Origin of the sequence: Dysosmobacter sp. (assembly GCF_052306735.1) — a bacterium.
Lineage (GTDB): Bacteria > Bacillota > Clostridia > Oscillospirales > Oscillospiraceae > Oscillibacter.
Window position 1 is genome coordinate 1 of sequence record NZ_DAWBAJ010000033.1, and the last position, 17,347, is coordinate 17,347.

15 protein-coding genes are annotated in these 17,347 nt (G+C 59.7%); 7 read left to right on the forward strand and 8 right to left on the reverse strand.

The window, feature by feature from the left end; genetic code table 11:
• The 3 genes from yfmH to folD form a co-directional block, all read left to right on the forward strand.
• Positions 1-1,019 (forward strand): EF-P 5-aminopentanol modification-associated protein YfmH (gene yfmH, locus ACT67G_RS08770; RefSeq protein ID WP_443663994.1); only part of this gene is annotated, 1,019 nt, incomplete at its 5' end.
• Positions 1,020-1,048: 29 nt separating this feature from the next.
• Positions 1,049-2,095, forward strand: coding sequence for a prolipoprotein diacylglyceryl transferase (gene lgt / locus ACT67G_RS08775; RefSeq protein WP_443663995.1), 1,047 nt, complete (start codon positions 1,049-1,051; stop codon positions 2,093-2,095).
• Entirely contained in the window at positions 2,079-2,918 is an 840-nt protein-coding gene (gene folD, locus ACT67G_RS08780) for a bifunctional methylenetetrahydrofolate dehydrogenase/methenyltetrahydrofolate cyclohydrolase FolD (protein ID WP_443663996.1), read from the forward strand. The genes lgt and folD overlap by 17 nt, the downstream gene beginning before the upstream one ends.
• A gap of 42 nt (positions 2,919-2,960) precedes the next feature.
• On the opposite strand, the gene ACT67G_RS08785 is transcribed toward folD, so the two are convergent.
• From ACT67G_RS08785 to ACT67G_RS08820, 8 genes are all read right to left on the reverse strand, one after another.
• The gene (locus ACT67G_RS08785; protein ID WP_443663997.1) at positions 2,961-3,650 is read right to left on the reverse strand and encodes a phosphatase PAP2 family protein; all 690 of its coding nucleotides are present in this window, start codon (positions 3,648-3,650) and stop codon (positions 2,961-2,963) included.
• A 170-nt stretch (positions 3,651-3,820) separates the two neighbouring features.
• Complete coding sequence (locus ACT67G_RS08790; protein WP_325247628.1) at positions 3,821-4,807, reverse strand: ABC transporter permease; 987 nt, start codon at positions 4,805-4,807, stop codon at positions 3,821-3,823.
• Positions 4,804-5,913, reverse strand: coding sequence for an ABC transporter permease (locus tag ACT67G_RS08795; protein WP_325247627.1), 1,110 nt, complete (start codon positions 5,911-5,913; stop codon positions 4,804-4,806). Before ACT67G_RS08795 ends, ACT67G_RS08790 begins: the two co-directional genes overlap by 4 nt.
• Entirely contained in the window at positions 5,910-7,487 is a 1,578-nt protein-coding gene (locus ACT67G_RS08800) for an ABC transporter ATP-binding protein (protein ID WP_325247626.1), read from the reverse strand. The genes ACT67G_RS08795 and ACT67G_RS08800 overlap by 4 nt, the downstream gene beginning before the upstream one ends.
• Positions 7,488-7,635: 148 nt before the next feature.
• Positions 7,636-8,904: a BMP family ABC transporter substrate-binding protein gene (locus ACT67G_RS08805; protein WP_443663998.1), complete on the reverse strand. Its 1,269-nt coding sequence runs from the start codon at positions 8,902-8,904 to the stop codon at positions 7,636-7,638.
• A 273-nt stretch (positions 8,905-9,177) separates the two neighbouring features.
• Positions 9,178-10,113, reverse strand: coding sequence for a carbamate kinase (arcC, locus tag ACT67G_RS08810; protein ID WP_325247624.1), 936 nt, complete (start codon positions 10,111-10,113; stop codon positions 9,178-9,180).
• Between the two features lie 150 nt (positions 10,114-10,263).
• Complete coding sequence (gene ygeW, locus ACT67G_RS08815; RefSeq protein WP_325247623.1) at positions 10,264-11,454, reverse strand: knotted carbamoyltransferase YgeW; 1,191 nt, start codon at positions 11,452-11,454, stop codon at positions 10,264-10,266.
• A 208-nt stretch (positions 11,455-11,662) separates the two neighbouring features.
• Positions 11,663-13,072: a YgeY family selenium metabolism-linked hydrolase gene (locus ACT67G_RS08820; RefSeq protein WP_325247622.1), complete on the reverse strand. Its 1,410-nt coding sequence runs from the start codon at positions 13,070-13,072 to the stop codon at positions 11,663-11,665.
• 254 nt (positions 13,073-13,326) lie between these two features.
• Between ACT67G_RS08820 and ACT67G_RS08825 the strand changes: the two genes are divergently transcribed.
• The 4 genes from ACT67G_RS08825 to ACT67G_RS08840 all read left to right on the forward strand — a co-directional run bounded on the left by ACT67G_RS08825 (position 13,327) and on the right by ACT67G_RS08840 (position 17,238).
• Positions 13,327-13,941 (forward strand): helix-turn-helix transcriptional regulator, encoded by a 615-nt coding sequence (locus ACT67G_RS08825; protein ID WP_325247621.1) that lies wholly within the window; start codon positions 13,327-13,329, stop codon positions 13,939-13,941.
• A complete protein-coding gene (locus tag ACT67G_RS08830; RefSeq protein WP_325247620.1) occupies positions 13,938-15,413 on the forward strand; it encodes a pyridoxal-phosphate dependent enzyme in 1,476 nt (491 codons plus the stop codon). The genes ACT67G_RS08825 and ACT67G_RS08830 overlap by 4 nt, the downstream gene beginning before the upstream one ends.
• 100 nt (positions 15,414-15,513) lie before the next feature.
• Positions 15,514-16,755: a threonine synthase gene (locus ACT67G_RS08835; protein WP_443663999.1), complete on the forward strand. Its 1,242-nt coding sequence runs from the start codon at positions 15,514-15,516 to the stop codon at positions 16,753-16,755.
• Positions 16,756-16,860: 105 nt separating this feature from the next.
• Positions 16,861-17,238 (forward strand): desulfoferrodoxin family protein, encoded by a 378-nt coding sequence (locus tag ACT67G_RS08840; RefSeq protein WP_325247372.1) that lies wholly within the window; start codon positions 16,861-16,863, stop codon positions 17,236-17,238.
• Positions 17,239-17,347 lie beyond the last annotated feature (109 nt).

Below are 17,347 nucleotides of genomic sequence, written 5' to 3' on the forward strand. Positions count from 1 at the left end.
AAAACGGCGCGGAGCCCAATGCCTTCACCTCCAACGCCATGACCGGCTACTACTTCTCCTCCACGGAGCGGTTTGAGGAGAATCTGAAGATCCTGCTCTCCTTTGTGTCTGTGCCTTATTTCACCGACGAAAGCGTGGCCAAGGAGCAGGGCATCATCGGCCAGGAGATCCGCATGATCGAGGATAACCCCGACTGGCAGCTCTATACCCGCATGATGCAGGCCCTCTACAGCCGCCATGCCGCCCGCACCTCCATCGCGGGCACGGTGGAGAGCATCTCCCACATCACTGCCCAGACACTTTACGACTGCCACAAGGCCTTCTACACCCCCTCCAACATGATCTTGACGGTGGTGGGCAATGTGGATCCCGTCCGTATCAGTGAGATCGCTCAGGCCATTTTGCCCCGGGAGCGCGGTCCGGTGATCCCCCGGGACTACGGGGAGGAGCCGGCGGAAGTCGCCCAAAAAGAGACCCGGATGGCCATGGAGGTGGCCACGCCCCAGTTCCTCACCGGCTACAAGTGCGCCCCGGCGGGGGAGGGAGAGGCCTATCTGCGCGCTACGGTCATCGGCGACATGGCCTGCGACATCCTGCTGGGCAATTCCAGCCCCCTGTACCTGCGCCTCTATGACCAGGGCCTTATCAACACCAGCTTCGGCGGGGCCTTCGAGATGATGCCCGGTGTCGCCTATCTGTACGCCGGAGGCGACAGCAAGGACGCCCGGGCCGTGGCGGCGGAGATCCAGAAGGAGGCGGAGCGCCTGGCAGCGGAGGGCGTGGACGAGGCCTTCTATCAGCGGGTGCGCCGGGCGGCCTTTGGTGAGAACCTCCGGGGACTCAACTCCTTTGAGAATATCGCCGTGTCCCTGACGGAGGGATATTTCCACGGCTATGACCCCTTCCGGTTCCCCCAGGCCTTTGACTCCATCACCAAAGAGAATATCGCAGCGTTCCTGCGGGATAATCTCACGGCGGACCGGGCGGTCCTCAGCGAGATTGTGCCCAAAGAAGACTGACCCCCGAAAGAGAGAAAGGAAGTGCCCCTTTGACTGCATTGAAGGATATGCCCATCAGTTTTCCCGGCCTGTTCGGCGACTGGGAATTCAACCCCGATCCCATCGCCATCCACATCGGCCACGGAATTTACTGGTACGGGATCATCCTGGCCGTGGCCATGCTGGCGGGACTGCTGCTTTGCATGAAGCAGGCCAAGCGCTACGGACTTACCGAGGATAACGTCCTGGATATGGTGCTTTGGGCGGTGCCCAGCTGCATCATCGGCGCCCGGCTGTACTACGTGGTCTTCTATCTGGATCTGTACCGCAACAGCGACGGCAGCTTCAACTGGAAAGAGATGATCGCTGTGTGGGACGGCGGCCTGGCCATTTACGGCGCCGTCATCGCCGGATTCCTGGTGGCGTTTTTCTACACCCGGCACAAGAAGATCAAGCTGGGGGCCATGACGGACCTTTGCGTCATGGGACTGCTGCTGGGCCAGTGCATCGGACGCTGGGCCAATTTCATCAACCGGGAGGCCTTCGGTGCCGTCACGGATCTGCCCTGGCGGATGCGACTGTGGGTGAGCTCCTATCAGTCCATCGAGGTGCACCCCACCTTCTTCTATGAGAGCATGTGGAACCTCATCGGGCTGCTGCTGATTTTGTTCGTTGTCGCGAAGGGGCGCCGGTTCGACGGGGAGAACACCTGGTTCTACTTCCTGTGGTACGGCCTGGGACGGGCCTGGATCGAGGGGCTGCGGACCGACAGCCTGTATCTGTTTGACTGGACCATCTTCGGCGAGCCCATCCGGGTCTCCCAGGCTTTGAGCATGGTGATGGTGCTGGTGTCTGCCGTGATGCTCTTTTACAACATTCGCATCAAGCACCATAATCGAGAGGAACTGCTGGTAAATCAGGTGGCTGCCCGGGCGGCTGCCGCGGCGGAGGCAGAGGTACTGCCGGAGAGCGCCGCGGCGGATGCCGTTCGGACGGAGGAGACTGCCGGAGAGAATATCCCGCAGGAACCCCAACAGGAGGAGAAGAAGGAAGCAGAGACGGAAAAGGAGGAACAGACCCATGGCGACACGCATTGACGGGAAGGCATTGGCGGCCCAGGTAAAGGCCCGGGCGGCGGAGGGAGCCCAGGGGCTGCGGCGCAAACCCGGCCTGGCGGTGATCCTGGTGGGTGACGACCCGGCGTCCCGGGTCTATGTCACCGGAAAGGAAAAGGACTGCGCGGAGTGCGGCTTCCTCAGCTTTGAGTACAAGCTCCCTGCCGACACCACCCAGGAGACCCTGATGGAACTGGTGGAGCGCCTCAACGGTGAAGAGGCGGTGGACGGCATCCTCTGCCAGCTGCCTCTGCCCAAGCACCTGAACGAGGAACAGATCCTCAATGCCATCTCCCCGGAGAAGGATGTGGACTGCTTCCATCCGGTGAATGTGGGACGGCTGTCCATCGGCGCGCCGGTTTTCCTGCCCTGCACCCCTGCCGGCGTCATGGAGATGCTGCGCGCCTATGAGATCCCGGTGGCGGGCAAGCGGTGTGTGGTGCTGGGCCGCAGCAACATCGTGGGTAAGCCCATGGCCATGCTGCTGACCCAGGCGGATGGCACCGTGACGGTGTGCCACTCCCGGACGCCGGATCTGGCAGCCATCACCCGGGCGGCGGATATCCTGGTCTCCGCTGTGGGCCGCACCGGCTTGGTGACGGCGGATATGGTGAAGGAGGGGGCCGTGGTCATCGATGTAGCCATGAACCGCAACGCGGAGGGCAAGCTCTGCGGCGATGTGGATTACAATGCCGTGGAGCCCAAGGCCTCTTACATCACGCCGGTTCCCGGCGGCGTGGGTCCCATGACCCGGGCCATGCTGATGGCCAATCTGCTGACGGCAGCCAAACGCCATCAGAAATAAACGTAAAAAAAGCCCCGGAACCACTTGGTTCCGGGGCTTTTTTTAGTTTGCATCCGGGGTGGTTTTGGAGATGCTTTGCCGGCGGCGCAGGGGAGCAGCCCGCTTAGGTACCGAAGCGGGAGACCGGCGGTAGAGAGGGAGTGCCACCAGGGTGGAGAGAACCAGACCGCCTGCCACGTCCAGCACGGTATGCTGCTTGAGAAACAGTGTGGATAGGCAGATAGCTGCCGCCAGCACTACAATGCTCCAGCAGACAGCCGGACGGCGGCGCAGTCGGGGACAGTTCCAGGCCGCCAGCGCTGCCCCCACCGCACCTACTACATGGACGGAGGGGAAGACATTGGTATTGGTGTCGATCCGGTAGAGCTGCACCACCACCTGGGACAGAAAATCGCCTCCCTCTATCTGAGGGCGCAGATCCTGTCCATTGGGGACCAGCAGCCAGATGGCCACGCTGAGGAAAAAGGTCAGCGCCAGATAGCACATGTACCGCCGGAAAGAAGCGCTGTCCCGGAACAGCAGGTACAACCCCAGCCCGATGAGCAGTGGATACCACAGACTGTACGGAATCAGGGCGTACTGGCTGAAAGGAATGCAGTTGTCCACAGGCAGCTCGGTGGCCCAGTAGCGGGTGGTGACCAGATGCTCCGCCAGGGCGTAGGCCAGCAGATAGGCCGGGAACCACAAAGCGTACTTCAGCTCCCTCAGGGGGGAGGAGGACGGCAGACGCATAACGGACACCTCACAGATCTTGGAAAATCAGTATCACTACGGTAGCACACAAGGGCTGTCGAAAAAATGGACAATTTGAAAACATTTTGTGAATGGCCCCAGATCTCCAAAAGAAATGGGAAAACCCGAACCGCATCAGGCAATGCGGTTCGGGTTTGTGTCTGCAGAGGTCAGCGCTCTTCCCGGAAATAGGCAAGGCCCAGACTGGCGGGGGGCTGATTCTCCCGCTTTTTCCGCAGGGAGGTGATGATCAGCACCGCGATGGTCACCAGGTAGGGCAGCATCTTGAACAGCTCGATATCCTTGCGGGCAAGTCCCGGGATGATGAGATACACCCAGAACAAAAAGCCGAAGAGGTAGGAGCCCCAGATGGCGTTGACGGAGCGCCAGGTGGCGAAGATCACCAGAGCCACGGCCAGCCAGCCCAGAGACTCGATGGTGCCGTCGTTGGCCCAGGTGCCCTTGATGTAGTCCATGGTGTAGTACAGGCCGCCAAGGCCGGAGATGCCTGCGCCGATGCAGGTGGCCAGGTACTTGTTGCGGGTGACGTTGATGCCCGCAGCATCGGCGGTGGCGGGGTTCTCACCCACGGCCCGGAGATTCAGGCCCTTCCGGGTACGGTTGAGGAACCAGTGCATGACGACGGCCAGGACGATGGCCAGGTATACCATGAAACCGTAATTGAAGATCAGCTTGCCTACCACGCCCAGACCGGAGAGGCCGGGAATGGTGGCCCGGTAGACGGCGCTGGTGGTAGCCACGGAGATCTGGCCCACGCCGCCGGCCATGGTGTTGAGGCTGCCGCCGAAGAAGTTGGCGATGCCGCCGCCGAAGATGGTCAGCGTCAGACCGGTGACGTTCTGGTTGGCCCGCAGGGTGATGGTCAGGAAGCTGTAAAGCAGGCCGCCCAGAGCGGAGACCAGGAACGCTGCCAGGAAGGAGATCAGCAGGCACACAAGGCCGTTGGGATCAGGGTTATTGAACTCATAGAAGAACGAGGCCGCCAGACCCGAGATGCCGCCCAGGTACATGATGCCCGGGACGCCCAGGTTCAGATTGCCGGATTTCTCCGTCAGAATTTCGCCGATGGCGCCGTACATGATGACGGTGCCGAAGCAAATCGAGGATTGCAGCAGACGGATGACAAGGTCACTCATTTGGCGTCGGCCTCCTTTCTGCCCCGCAGGATCACGCGGTAATTGATGAAGAACTCACTGCCCAGGATGAAGAACAGGATGATGCCGGTGATGATGTTGGAGGCGTAGTCATTGAGATTGAACTGGGATGCGATCTGCACCGCGCCCTTTTGCAAAAATACCAGCAGGAAGGAGATCAGGATCATCACAAAGGTGTTGAACTTGGCCAGCCACGCCACGATGATGGCGGTGAAGCCCCGGCCGCCGGCAGTGGCGGTGGAGATGGTGTGGCTGACGCCGGCCACCTCAATGAAGCCGGCCAGGCCGCAGATGGCGCCGGAAATGGCCATGGTGCGGATGGTGACCTTCCGGACGTTGATGCCGGCGTACCGCGCCGTATTCTCCGAGTCGCCTACCACGGCGATCTCATAGCCCTGCTTGGAGTGCTTCAGGTAGATGTACATGCCCACCGTCAGCACCAGTACCAAAATGACATTGAGGCCATAGCTCTGGCCCAGCACAGCGGGGAACCAGCCGTAGCCCGTCATTTGGTTGATGACACCCACGGTGTTGGAGCCTACCGGATTCTCCCACATGGCCACGCAATAGCTGGTGATCTGGATGGCCACATAGTTCATCATCAGGGTGAAGAGGGTCTCATTGGTGTTCCACACCGCCTTGAATACGGCCGGGATCACGCCCCACAGGCAGCCGCACAGCAGGCTCACCACTGCCATGACCAGCAGCAGAGCCGGCGTGGGCAGGGCGCTGCCATAAGCCCGCATGATACCGGCGGTGATGACGCCGCCGATGAGGATCTGCCCCTCGGCGCCGATGTTCCAGAACTTCATCTTGAAGGCGGGGGCCAGGCCCACGCCGATGCAAAGGAGCATCATGGAGTCCCGAACGGTGACCCAGGAGCGCCGGGAAGTGCCGAAAGCACCGTCAAAAATGGCCTCGTACACCTGAACGGGATTGAGCTTGGTAACGGCGAAGATGAACAGGCCGCTGACCACCAGGGACAACAGCACTGCCACAATGCGGATGGCCCAGGCTTTTGGATGGCTGATGGTATCCCGTTTGGCGATACGCAACAAAGGTTCTTTATGCTGCTTTACCTGACTCATGCTTCCGTGCCCCCCTTTCTGAACTTGGTCATCAGCAGACCGACTTCCTCCTTGGTGGTGGTGCGGGCATCCACGATGCCGCTCACCTGTCCGCCGCACAGCACCAGGATCCGGTCACACAGCTCCAGCAGCACATCCAGATCCTCACCCACGTAGATGACGGCCACGCCCTTGAGTTTTTCCGCCGTCAGCAGGTTATAAATGGTGTAAGAGGTGTTGATGTCCAGGCCCCGGACGGCGTAAGCCGTCATCAGCACCGAGGGATCCTGTGCGATCTCACGGCCTACCAGTACCTTCTGGACATTGCCGCCGGAGAGGCGCCGTACGGGAGTGTTGATACTGGGCGTCAGCACGTCCAGCTCCTCCTTGACCTTTTCTGCCAGCTCCCGGGGGGGCTTGCGGTTGAGAAGAGGGCCTTTGCCGGAGCGGTAGGTTTTGAGCATCATATTGTCCGCCATGCCCATGGAGCCCACCAGGCCCATGCCAAGACGGTCTTCCGGCACGAAAGCCATGGAGACACCGATGTTATGGATCTGCCGGGGCGTTTTGCCCAGAAGCTCTTCGCCCTCACGATCCACAGGAATGTGCTGACCGGCGATGGCTTCGTCGGGAGAGGGGGGATGATAGATGACATGGGAACCGGGCTGGGTGTTCCGAAGACCGGCAATGGACTCCAGCAGTTCCTTCTGACCGCTGCCGGAGATACCTGCGATGCCCAGGATCTCTCCGCCGAAGGCCTGGAAGGAAACCCGATCCAGGGCCTTGATGCCGTCGGGCGTCAGGACGGTGAGATCCTTGACCTCCAGACGCAGGTGGCGGTTTTCCACCAGGGGACGGTCAATGTTCAGCGTGACGGCGTGGCCCACCATCATGTCCGTGAGCTTCTGGGGGTTGGTGTCCGCGGTAGCCACATCGCCGATGTACTGGCCCTTGCGCAGGACCGCCACCCGGTCGGAAACCTCCATGACCTCATTGAGCTTATGGGTGATGATGACCATGGCCTTGCCGTCGGCCTTCATGTTGCGCATGACCTCAAAGAGCCGGTCGGTCTCCTGAGGGGTGAGGACGGCGGTGGGCTCGTCCAGTATGAGAATGTCCGCGCCCCGGTAGAGGACCTTAACGATCTCCACCGTCTGTTTTTCGGAGACGGACATGTTGTAGACTTTTTTGTAGGGGTCGATGACAAAACCATATTTGTCGCAGATTTCATTGACCTTGGCGGCTACGGTTTTCAGATCCAGCTTCTGCTGGCCCTCCAGTCCCAGAATGATATTCTCTGCCGCTGTAAAGACATCCACCAGTTTGAAGTGCTGGTGGATCATGCCGATGCCGCACTCAAAGGCATCCTTGGGGGATGCAATGGTGACATTCTGCCCGTTGACCAGAATCTCGCCCTCATCGGGAAAGTAGATCCCGGCCAGCATGTTCATCAGTGTGGTCTTGCCGCTGCCGTTTTCACCCAGCAGCGACAGGATCTCGCCCCGCTTGATGTCCAGCGAGACGCTGTCGTTGGCGACCACCTTGCCAAAGCGCTTGGTGATGTTCTTCATCTGAATGGCATAGGTTTGTTCCAAGCGAATCTTCCTTTCTTTTAAGACTTTCGTGTAGGCATGTGCCTCCGGAGGGAAAAGAAAAGGGAAAAGACCCCGGCGGCCTGCCTGCCGCGAAGGGGGATTTGGAAAAAAGGGGCTGCCACAGGGCAGCCCCCTTTTCAGGCTGGGTTTAGTTGTTGTTGAGCTCGGTGATGCCGTCGATGCGCAGATCGAAGTAAGGAGCGCTGCGGTACACGGACTCCTGGAAGGCACCGTCCGCAATGACGTTCTCGGTGGGACCCTCGAACACCACGTCGCCGGTGGCAAAGTCGATGATGGAGAAGTTCACCTCATACTCGGTGACGGTCTGGCCGCCCACGGTGAACTTGGAGGTGTCGAACACCTTCAGGCTGCCGTCGTCAATGCCGGCCCAAGCGGCGTCCACGGCCTCCTGGGTGCCCTCGGCACAGCTCTCGCCCAGGGCGGAGATCATAACGGCATTATTGGCGTGGCCGGTAGCATAGTCAGCGGGGATCTCCTCGCCGGCAATGAACTTCTCCAAAGTGGCCTTATACAGAACAGACCAGTTGTTCTGGGCAGAAGTCAGAGCGGCGGTGGGAGCCACGGAGAGCATGTCGATGTTGTAGCCCACAGAGTAAGCCACAGTGCCCTTGTCCTGGGCCTCCTGGACAGCGGAGGGAGCGCCGGTGGAGTCAGCGTGCTGGCCGATGATGACGCAGCCGTCAGCCATCAGGATGTTGGCAGCCTCGCCCTCAGCCACGGGATCATACCAGGAGTTGGTGTACTGAACTTCCATGTAAGCCTCGGGAACCACGGACTGGATGCCCAGCAGGAACGCGGTGTAGCCGCAGACCACCTCGGCATAGGGGAAGGCACCCACATAGCCCACCTTGGGATCGGTGACGGTACCGGCGTCCATCAGCTCCTTGAGCTTCATGCCGGCCACCACGCCGGAGACGTAGCGGGACTCATAAGTATAGGGGAAAATGTTCTTGAAGTTGTCCAGGCCCGCGACGCCAGCCTGGTCACCGGTGCAGGAGACGAAGGTGATGTCGGAATACTCACGGGCGGCCTGGAGCATGTAGGTCTGATGGCCGTAAGAATCAGAGAAAATGATGTTGCAGCCCTGCTCCGCCAGGTCCACGGCGGCATCGTAGCAGTTCTGATCCTCAGCGATGTTGTACTTGAAGACTACCTGGCTGTCAACATCGATGCCCAGCTCCTCACAGGCAGCGGTGAGGCCCTCGATGTGGGCGGCATCGTAACCGGAGTTGACATCGTGCACGCAGATGAGGCCGATCTTCACATCAGAAGCGGCGGACTCTTCCGTGGCAGTGTCGTCAGTGGTGGTGGTGGTATCTTCCGTGTCGGAGCCGCCGCAGGCAGCCAGGCTCAGAGACATCACCATGGCCAGGAGAAGCGCAAGAAACTTCTTCATTCTGGATTCCTCCTTAAAAAATAATAAAACGATTACCAGTGGGCAGGATGGTTGGAACATTCTGCTTATGTTCATCATACATTCCAAAACATAAAAATTCAACTAAATTTTTACGTTTGTTGGTTGTAAGAACCAGAAAAAATAAACTTGTATAGGTTGACCTTTGTGCAAAAAGACAGAAAAGCACAAATAATAGCAAACAAGGAGAGCGAAAAACTCGCTCTCCTTGTACAAAATAAACAGTTCAACCTTTTTTCACGCAAGCGTGCCCGCTTACTGGGAAACGGCGGTGCCGGTGCGGCCGGCGATGCCGTCCTTGGCCTTTTCCAACAGGGTGATCAGGGCGGTGCGGCCAGGCTTGGACTGGGCAAATTTTACCGCAGCCTGCACCTTGGGCAGCATGGAGCCGGGGGCAAACTGGCCCTCCGCCTCGTACTTGCGGGCTTCTTCCGGAGTCAGATGATCCAGCCACTGCTGGTCGGGCTTGCCGAAGTTGACGGCTACCTTTTCCACGGCGGTGAGGATGATGAGGGTGTCCGCGTCCAGCTGTTCTGCCAGCAGTTCGGAAGCGAAATCCTTGTCGATGACGGCACCGGCACCCTTGAGGTGGTGGCCCTCCGTCTTGTAGACGGGGATGCCGCCGCCGCCGCAGGCCACAGCCACCTGTCCGGCGTCCACCAGGGCCCGGATGGTGTCGATCTCAATGATGGATTTAGGCAGGGGAGAGGCCACGCAGCGCCGCCAGCCCCGGCCGGCATCTTCCATCACGGCGTTGCCCCGGCGGCGCATTTCCTCCGCCTCCGCTTCGGTCATGAAGGTGCCGATGGGCTTGGTGGGATTCTGGAAGGCGGGGTCGTCGGGGTCCACTTCCACCTGAGTGAGGATGGTGGCCACCGGTTTGTTGATGCCCCGGTCCAGCAGCTCCTCCCGCAGGGAGTTTTGCAGATCGTAGCCGATATAGCCCTGGCTCATGGCCGTGCACACGGACATGGGAGCCATGGGATGGGTGGGGTCTTCCCGGGAGAGGGTGGTCATGGCGGTATTGATCATGCCCACCTGGGGGCCGTTGCCGTGGGCCACCACCACCTGGTGCCCTTCTTCGATGAGATCTACGATGGCCCGGGCGGTATGCTTCACGGCAGCCATCTGTTCCGGCAGATTCTTGCCCAGAGCGTTGCCGCCCAGAGCGATGACAATGCGTTTACCCATTGTGGTGACACCTCGTCTAAAATTTAATGTGCAGGCTCCGCAGCCTGCGGGGAAAACCCGGCGGGTAAAGATTTGGCGGGAACATGGTGCCACATTCCCGCCAAATGTTTCTGGTTCGTTCATAGGGGCCCGCTGGTGCGGGCGGTGTGCTTAGTACAGCTTGCGCTTGCTGCCGGCGTCCATGGCCATCAGGGCGGACACAGGATCCTTCACCTTGGCCATCATAATCATGGCGGCGATGACATAGGGCTTGTAGCTGGCTTCCTTGTACAGAGGATCGATGTAGCGGTCGAACACGGAGTTGTCCACCTCGCCCTCCTTGCAGGACAGGCCCGTGATGTCGGCGGGCAGGCAGTGCATATACAGGGCGCTGCCGTTCTTGGTGCGCTTCATCATCTCCTCAGAGCAGGTCCAGTTCTTGAACTGGGCGTTCTGGGCCAGCAGCTGCTTTTCCAGGGCGTCGATGCCGGCCTGGTCACCGGCCTGATAGAGCTTCGTGCGCTGCTCCATGGCGGCAAAGGGAGCCCAGGACTTGGGATAGACGATGTCGGCGCCGTCGAAGGCCTCTTCCATGGTGGCGACCTTCTTATAGGTGCCGCCGGTGGCTGCGGCGTTCTTCTTGGCAATCTCCTCCACCTCGGGCATCACGTCATAGCCCTCGGGGTGGGCCAGCACCACGTCCATGCCGAAGCGGGTCATCAATCCGATGACGCCCTGGGGAACGGACAGGGGCTTGCCGTAGGAGGGAGAATAGGCCCAGGTCATGGCGATCTTCTTGCCCTTGAGATTCTCCACGCCGCCGAAGTGGTGGATGATGTGCAGCATGTCGGCCATGCACTGGGTGGGATGGTCCACGTCGCACTGGAGATTCACCAGAGTGGGGCGCTGCTCCAGGATGCCGTCCCGGTATCCCTCGGCCACGGCGTCCATGAAGGTCTTCTGATACTTGTGGCCCTCGCCGATGAACATGTCGTCCCGGATGCCGATGACGTCGGCCATGAAGGAGACCATGTTGGCAGTCTCACGGACGGTCTCGCCGTGGGCGATCTGGCTCTTCTTCTCATCCAGATCCTGGACGTTCAGGCCCAGCAGGTTGCAGGCGGAGGCAAAGGAGAAGCGGGTACGGGTGGAGTTGTCCCGGAAGATGGAGATGCCCAGGCCGGAATCAAAGATCCGGGTGGACTTGTTGCGCTCCCGCAGATCCCGCAGGGCGTCGGCCACGGTGAAGATGGCGTCCAGCTCCTCGTCGGTCTTGTCCCAGGTCCAGTAGAAGTCGGACTTGTACATATTGTTGATGTGCAGCTTTTCCAGATGCTGCGCCAGCTCGATGGTCTTGGACATAATCAGCTCTCCTTAAATTATAATTTTGGAGGAGGCAAGTCGCCTCACAGAGTTTTGCCGCGGTGCGGCAAAAGAATTTCAATCATTTTCACCGCGGCGTGTACGTGGTGAAAATACAATGACTTGTGCGCCTTGGGCGCACACACCAGTGACGCGGTGCCACTGGTGGTGGGGGAGGTCGAGGGGGAGCTTGCTCCCCCCCGAGGAATCACTGGATGACGTTGTCCGTCAGGCTCTGGCGGAACTCGGTGACATCGGCGGTCTTGTTCTCTTCCTTGTAGAGGTTCACGGCGGCCACGTACATGGCGGCACAGGTCACCAGATCCTGCTTCCAGGTGATCTCGTTGGGGGCGTGAGCCTGAGACTCGGCGCCGGGGCCGAAGCCCACGCAGGGGATGCCGTACCGGCCCTGGATGGAGACGCAGTTGGTGGAGAAGGTCCACTTGTCCGTCAGGGGACGGTTGCGCAGGTGCATGGCGTCGTACTTGGGATCGGCGTCGGCATGGCCGATGCGCTTGTCGCCGTACAGCGCGTGGTGGGCGTCGATGAGAGCCTGGACGTGGGCAGCGCTCTCCTTGTTGATCCAGGTGGGGAAGAAGCACTCGGTCTCATAGACGGTACCGGTCCAGGCGGGACGGTCATACATGTACATGGAGACCTTCACGTCGTCGCCGTACTTCTTGACGGAAGGCAGCTGGCGAATCTCCTCCAGGCAGGAGTCCCAGGTCTCGCCGGCGGTCATGCGGCGGTCAATGGAGATGGCGCAGGAGTCCGCCACGGCGCAGCGGGAGGGAGAGGTGTAGAAAATCTGACTGGTGGTGCAGGTGCCCCGGCCCAGGAAGCGGGCGTCCTCATAGTGCTCGGGGTTGTACTTGGGGTTGAGCATCTTCACGAGGCCCTTGATCTCGGTGGAGTCGGCATCGTCGTTCTCGTTGAGAGCGCGGACATCCTGGAGAATGTCGGCCATCTTATAAATGGCGTTGTCGCCGCGCTCGGGAGCGGAGCCGTGGCAGGAAACACCCTTGACGTCCACCCGGATTTCCATACGGCCCCGGTGGCCGCGGTAGATGCCGCCGTCGGTGGGCTCGGTGGAGATAACAAACTCAATCTTCTTCTGGGCCTCTTCCTTGCTGGCAAAATACTTGTTGACGATGTACTGCCAGCACATGCCGTCGCAGTCCTCTTCCTGGACGGAGCCGACCACCATGATCTTGTAGCCCTTGGGGATCAGGCCCATCTCCTTCATGATCTTGGCGCCGTACACCGCAGAGGCCATGCCGCCCTCCTGGTCGGAGCCGCCGCGGCCGTAGATGACGTCCTCAGTCTCATAGCCCTTGTAGGGATCCGCTTCCCAGTTGTTGATGTTGCCGATGCCCACGGTGTCAATGTGGGAGTCGATGGCGATGATCTTCTCGCCCTCGCCCATCCAGCCGATGACGTTGCCCAGGCCGTCGATCTCGACCTTGTCGAAGCCCAGCTTCTCCATCTCGGCCTTGATGCACATGACCACGTCCTTCTCCTCGCAGCTCTCGCTGGGATGGGAGATCATGTCCCGCAGGAACCGGGACATCTCAGCCTTGTAGCCCTCTGCCGCAGCTTTGATCGCTTCGAAATCCATACTGATGCCCTCCGACTTTTAATTTTTTATGCAGGTTCACCATGTCCTGCCTGTTTCCTTACCCTTATCATAGCATAAGAAACCAGGATGTCAAACAAAAAATTAGAAAACCTAAAAAATTTTTTTGAAAAGCGGTTGATTTCTCTAAAAACTGTGGTATGATACAAATAGAATATTAGAAGATTTTTACGGAAAATTGACCAGAAAAGGAGGGAACGTACACGGAAAGCGGAAAGCTGGAACTGCTGAAAAAAGTGGCAGCGGGTATCGCCGCCCAGTTCGGCAGCAGCTGCGAGGTGGTGGTTCATGATTTGAGCCGTCACCCGGATCACTCCATCGTGGCCATTGAAAACGGACACGTCTCCGGCCGGAAGGTGGGAGACGGGGCATCCCACGTGGTGATCGAACAGCTGCAAAGCAACGATCCGGAACCCAAGGATCACCTTTGCTATCTCACCAAGACGCCGGACGGAAAGATACTCAAGTCCTCCACGGTGTATATCCGAAACAGCAAGGGCAAGGTCTCCGCCATTTTCTCCATCAACTACGATATTTCCCGTTTGATGATGGTGGAGGGCGCCCTGCGGGAGCTGATCTCCACCGGAGAAGAGGCCCCGTCGGAGCCGGAGAAGATCATCAACATCAACGACATGCTGGATGATCTCATCGAACAGAGCGTTGCCCTGGTGGGCAAGCCCGTGGCCCTGATGAACAAGGACGACAAAGTGAAGGCCATCCAGTTCCTCAACCAGAACGGCGCGTTTCTGGTGACCAAATCCGGCGACAAGGTGGCCAAGTATTTCGGGATCTCCAAGTATACCTTATATTCCTATATCGATTCCAAACAACAGGAGGGCAAGACAACATGATCGATCTTTCCATCAACAAGCAGGGCCTGGAGCACAACATTCAAAAGGCCCGGGAAAACCACATCGTCATCCCCACCATTGCCCAGATGGAGCATCCGGAGACCATCCCCGGAAAGATCCAGGACAAGCTCAAGAACGTGGGACTGTGGGACGTCAATCCCCTGAACCTCTTCCGCATCACCTGGAAGAACGAGGCCAAGGAGTCCGGCGGCCTCTTCCAGGCTGTCCCCAACTACATCGAGCTGCCCCCGGCCCTTACCGGCGTCCCCTGCCGGATCATCGCCATGGTGGGCAAGTGGTTCCCCACCGGCTGCCATAAGGTGGGCGCCTCCTTCGGCTGCCTGGCTCCCCGGCTGGTGACCGGCCAGTTTGATGTGAATATCCACAAGGCTGTCTGGCCCTCCACCGGCAACTACTGCCGCGGCGGCGCTTTCAACTCCGCGCTGCTGGGCGCTCAGGGCGTTGCCATCCTGCCTGCCGAGATGAGCAAGGAGCGCTTTGACTGGCTCCATGAGATCGGCGCCGAGGTCATCGCCACTCCCGGCTGCGAGTCCAACGTCAAGGAGATCTTCGATAAGACCTGGGAGCTGCGGGCAGATCCCCAGTACATGATTTTCAACCAGTTTGAGGAGATGGGCAACCCCCTGTGGCACTACAACGTCACCGGCAATGCCCTGGCGGACGTGTTCGAGGCCATCAAGCGGCCCGGTGACCGCTTCGCCTGCGCTGCCTTCACCTCCGGATCTGCCGGCACCATGTCCGCCGGTGATCTCCTGAAGGAGAAGTATCCCCACCTGAAGCTGGCGGTGGGCGAGGCCCTCCAGTGCCCCACCATCCTCAATAACGGCTTCGGCGGCCACCGCATCGAGGGCATCGGCGACAAGCACATCCCCTGGATCCACAACGTCAAGAACACCGATATGGTCATCGACATCGACGACGAGGATTCCCAGCGGCTGCTGCGCCTGTTCAATACCCCCGAGGGCCAGGCGTACCTGAAAGAGCAGCTGGGATTGGATCCGGAGCTCATCGAAAAGCTCACCTGGCTGGGTATCTCCGGCATCGCCAACGTCCTTTGCTGCATCAAGATGGCCAAATACTACGAGCTCACCGAGCATGACGTGGTGGGCACCGTCCTCACCGACTCCGCCGTCATGTATCAGAGCCGGATCGACGAGCTCAATGAGCAGTACGGTGCTTACAATGCCCACGAGGCCGCTCTGGACCACAATCTCCACATGCTGGGCCTCAAGACCGACAGCATGATGGAGCTGACCTATGTGGACCGCAAGCGGGTCCACAACCTCAAGTACTACACCTGGGTGGAACAGCAGGCCCGGGACGTCCAGGAACTCAACGCCCTGTGGTACGACACGGAGCACACCTGGGACGCCGTCCACGCGCAGGCCAAGGATCTGGATGAGCTGATCGACGCCTTCAACGAGGCTTCCGGTGTGCTCAAGGAGCTGTAAGACTGCCATTATCACGCCTCAGGGGCGGGGCTTTGCGCCCCGCCCCTGTTTGTTTTCAGAGCCCGGAAGGCTGGGAAAAATCATAAGGACGGAGGACACTATGAAAAACGTATTGTACGGCAAGTGCGTCAAGTGCGGCAAAACCTATGAAGCCACGCCGGATCTTACCACCTGTGAGTGCGGCGGCATTTTGGATATTACCTATGATTATGACTACATCAAAAGTCAGTTGACCAAGGAAAAGCTGGCGGCCCGCAGCGAACGGACCATGTGGCGCTACCGGGAGCTGCTGCCCATCGAGGAGACCACGGAGCCCACACCGTTGCGGGTGGGCTGGAGCCCCTTGTACGAGGAGCCCCGCCTGGCGGAGCTGCTGGGCCTGAAAACACTCTGGGTGAAGGACGACGGTCAGAATCCCACGGCGTCCCTGAAGGACCGGGCTTCCGCCATGGCCGTTGCAAAGGCCCGGGAGGCGGGAGCAAAGGTCATCGCCTGCTCCTCCACCGGCAACGCAGCCTCCTCTCTGGCAGGCAACGCCGCGGCGGCGGGCCTCAAGACCTACATTTTTGTGCCCTCACGCGCTCCCAAGGGGAAGGTGGCCCAGCTGATGACCTTCGGCGCCACCGTCATCTCCGTTCAGGGCAGCTATGAGGAGACCTTTGAGCTCAGCAAGGCCGCCATCGACAAGTGGGGCTGGTACAACCGCAACGCCGCCATCAATCCCTACCTCTCCGAGGGCAAGAAAACCGTGGCCCTGGAGATCATGGAGCAGCTTTCCTGGCAGGTGCCGGACTACATCGCCATTTCCGTGGGCGACGGTTGCACCATCGCGGGCCTTTGGAAGGGCCTCAAGGATCTGTACGCCATCGGCTTCATCGATCATCTGCCCCGGCTGATCTCCGCCCAGGCGGAGGGATGCTGCCCCCTGAATCGGGCCATCGCCACCGGGGAGCCCTGGCATCCCATGGAGGAGAACACCCTGGCGGATTCCATCGCCGTGGGTGTGCCCCGCAACGCCGACAAGGCCCTCATGGCCATCCGGGAGTCCAATGGCTTGGTGGTGAATGTCTCCGACCAGGAGATCATGGATGCCCAGAAGCTCCTGGGCCGCACCTGCGGCGTCTTTGGTGAGCCCGCGGGCGTCACCGGCACGGCAGGCGTCAAAAAACTCTGCGAACAGGGCGTCATCGGCAAGAACGACACCGTGGTATCTGTGGTCACCGGCAACGGTCTCAAGGATGTGGCCAACGCCATCAAGGCCTGCGGGGAACCTATCTCCATCCCCAATGACATGGAGCTGCTGCTCAAGGCCTTTGCAGAGCGGAATATTGTGGTGGAATAATTTCCTTTTTTGTTGCTTGTGCAACAGAGAATATGCGCATATTCTGATATTCTTTGGTCAGGATAACAAGAAACGGTCCTGAACCGAATTGAGGAGGAAATGAGTATGATCCGTTATTTCCGTTGTGACAAGTGCGGCAATCTGGTGGAGTCCGTCCATAGCTCCGGCGTACCGATGGTGTGCTGCGGTGAAAAGATGCGGGAACTGGTGCCTGGCAGTGTGGATGCCGCCGTGGAGAAGCATGTTCCTGTGGTGAGCGTGGAGGGCAGCGTCGTGCGGGTCCATGTGGGCTCCGTGACACATCCCATGACTGAAGAGCACCTCATTGAGTGGATCACCCTGGAGACCAACCGGGGCGTGCAGCGCAAGACTCTCTCCGCCGGCGAGGCGCCGGAGGCGGTGTTCGCTCTGGCAGAGGGAGAGCAGGCGGTGGCGGCTTACGCCTACTGCAACCTTCACGGACTGTGGAAGGCTGACTGCTGAGACGCAGCATCGGATTTTTGAGCATAAAAAGTGCCGGGACACGCAGTGTGTCCCGGCCTTTTTTTACAGGTAGGGGCGAAAGACAGAAAACGGCGGGGCGCGGATATTC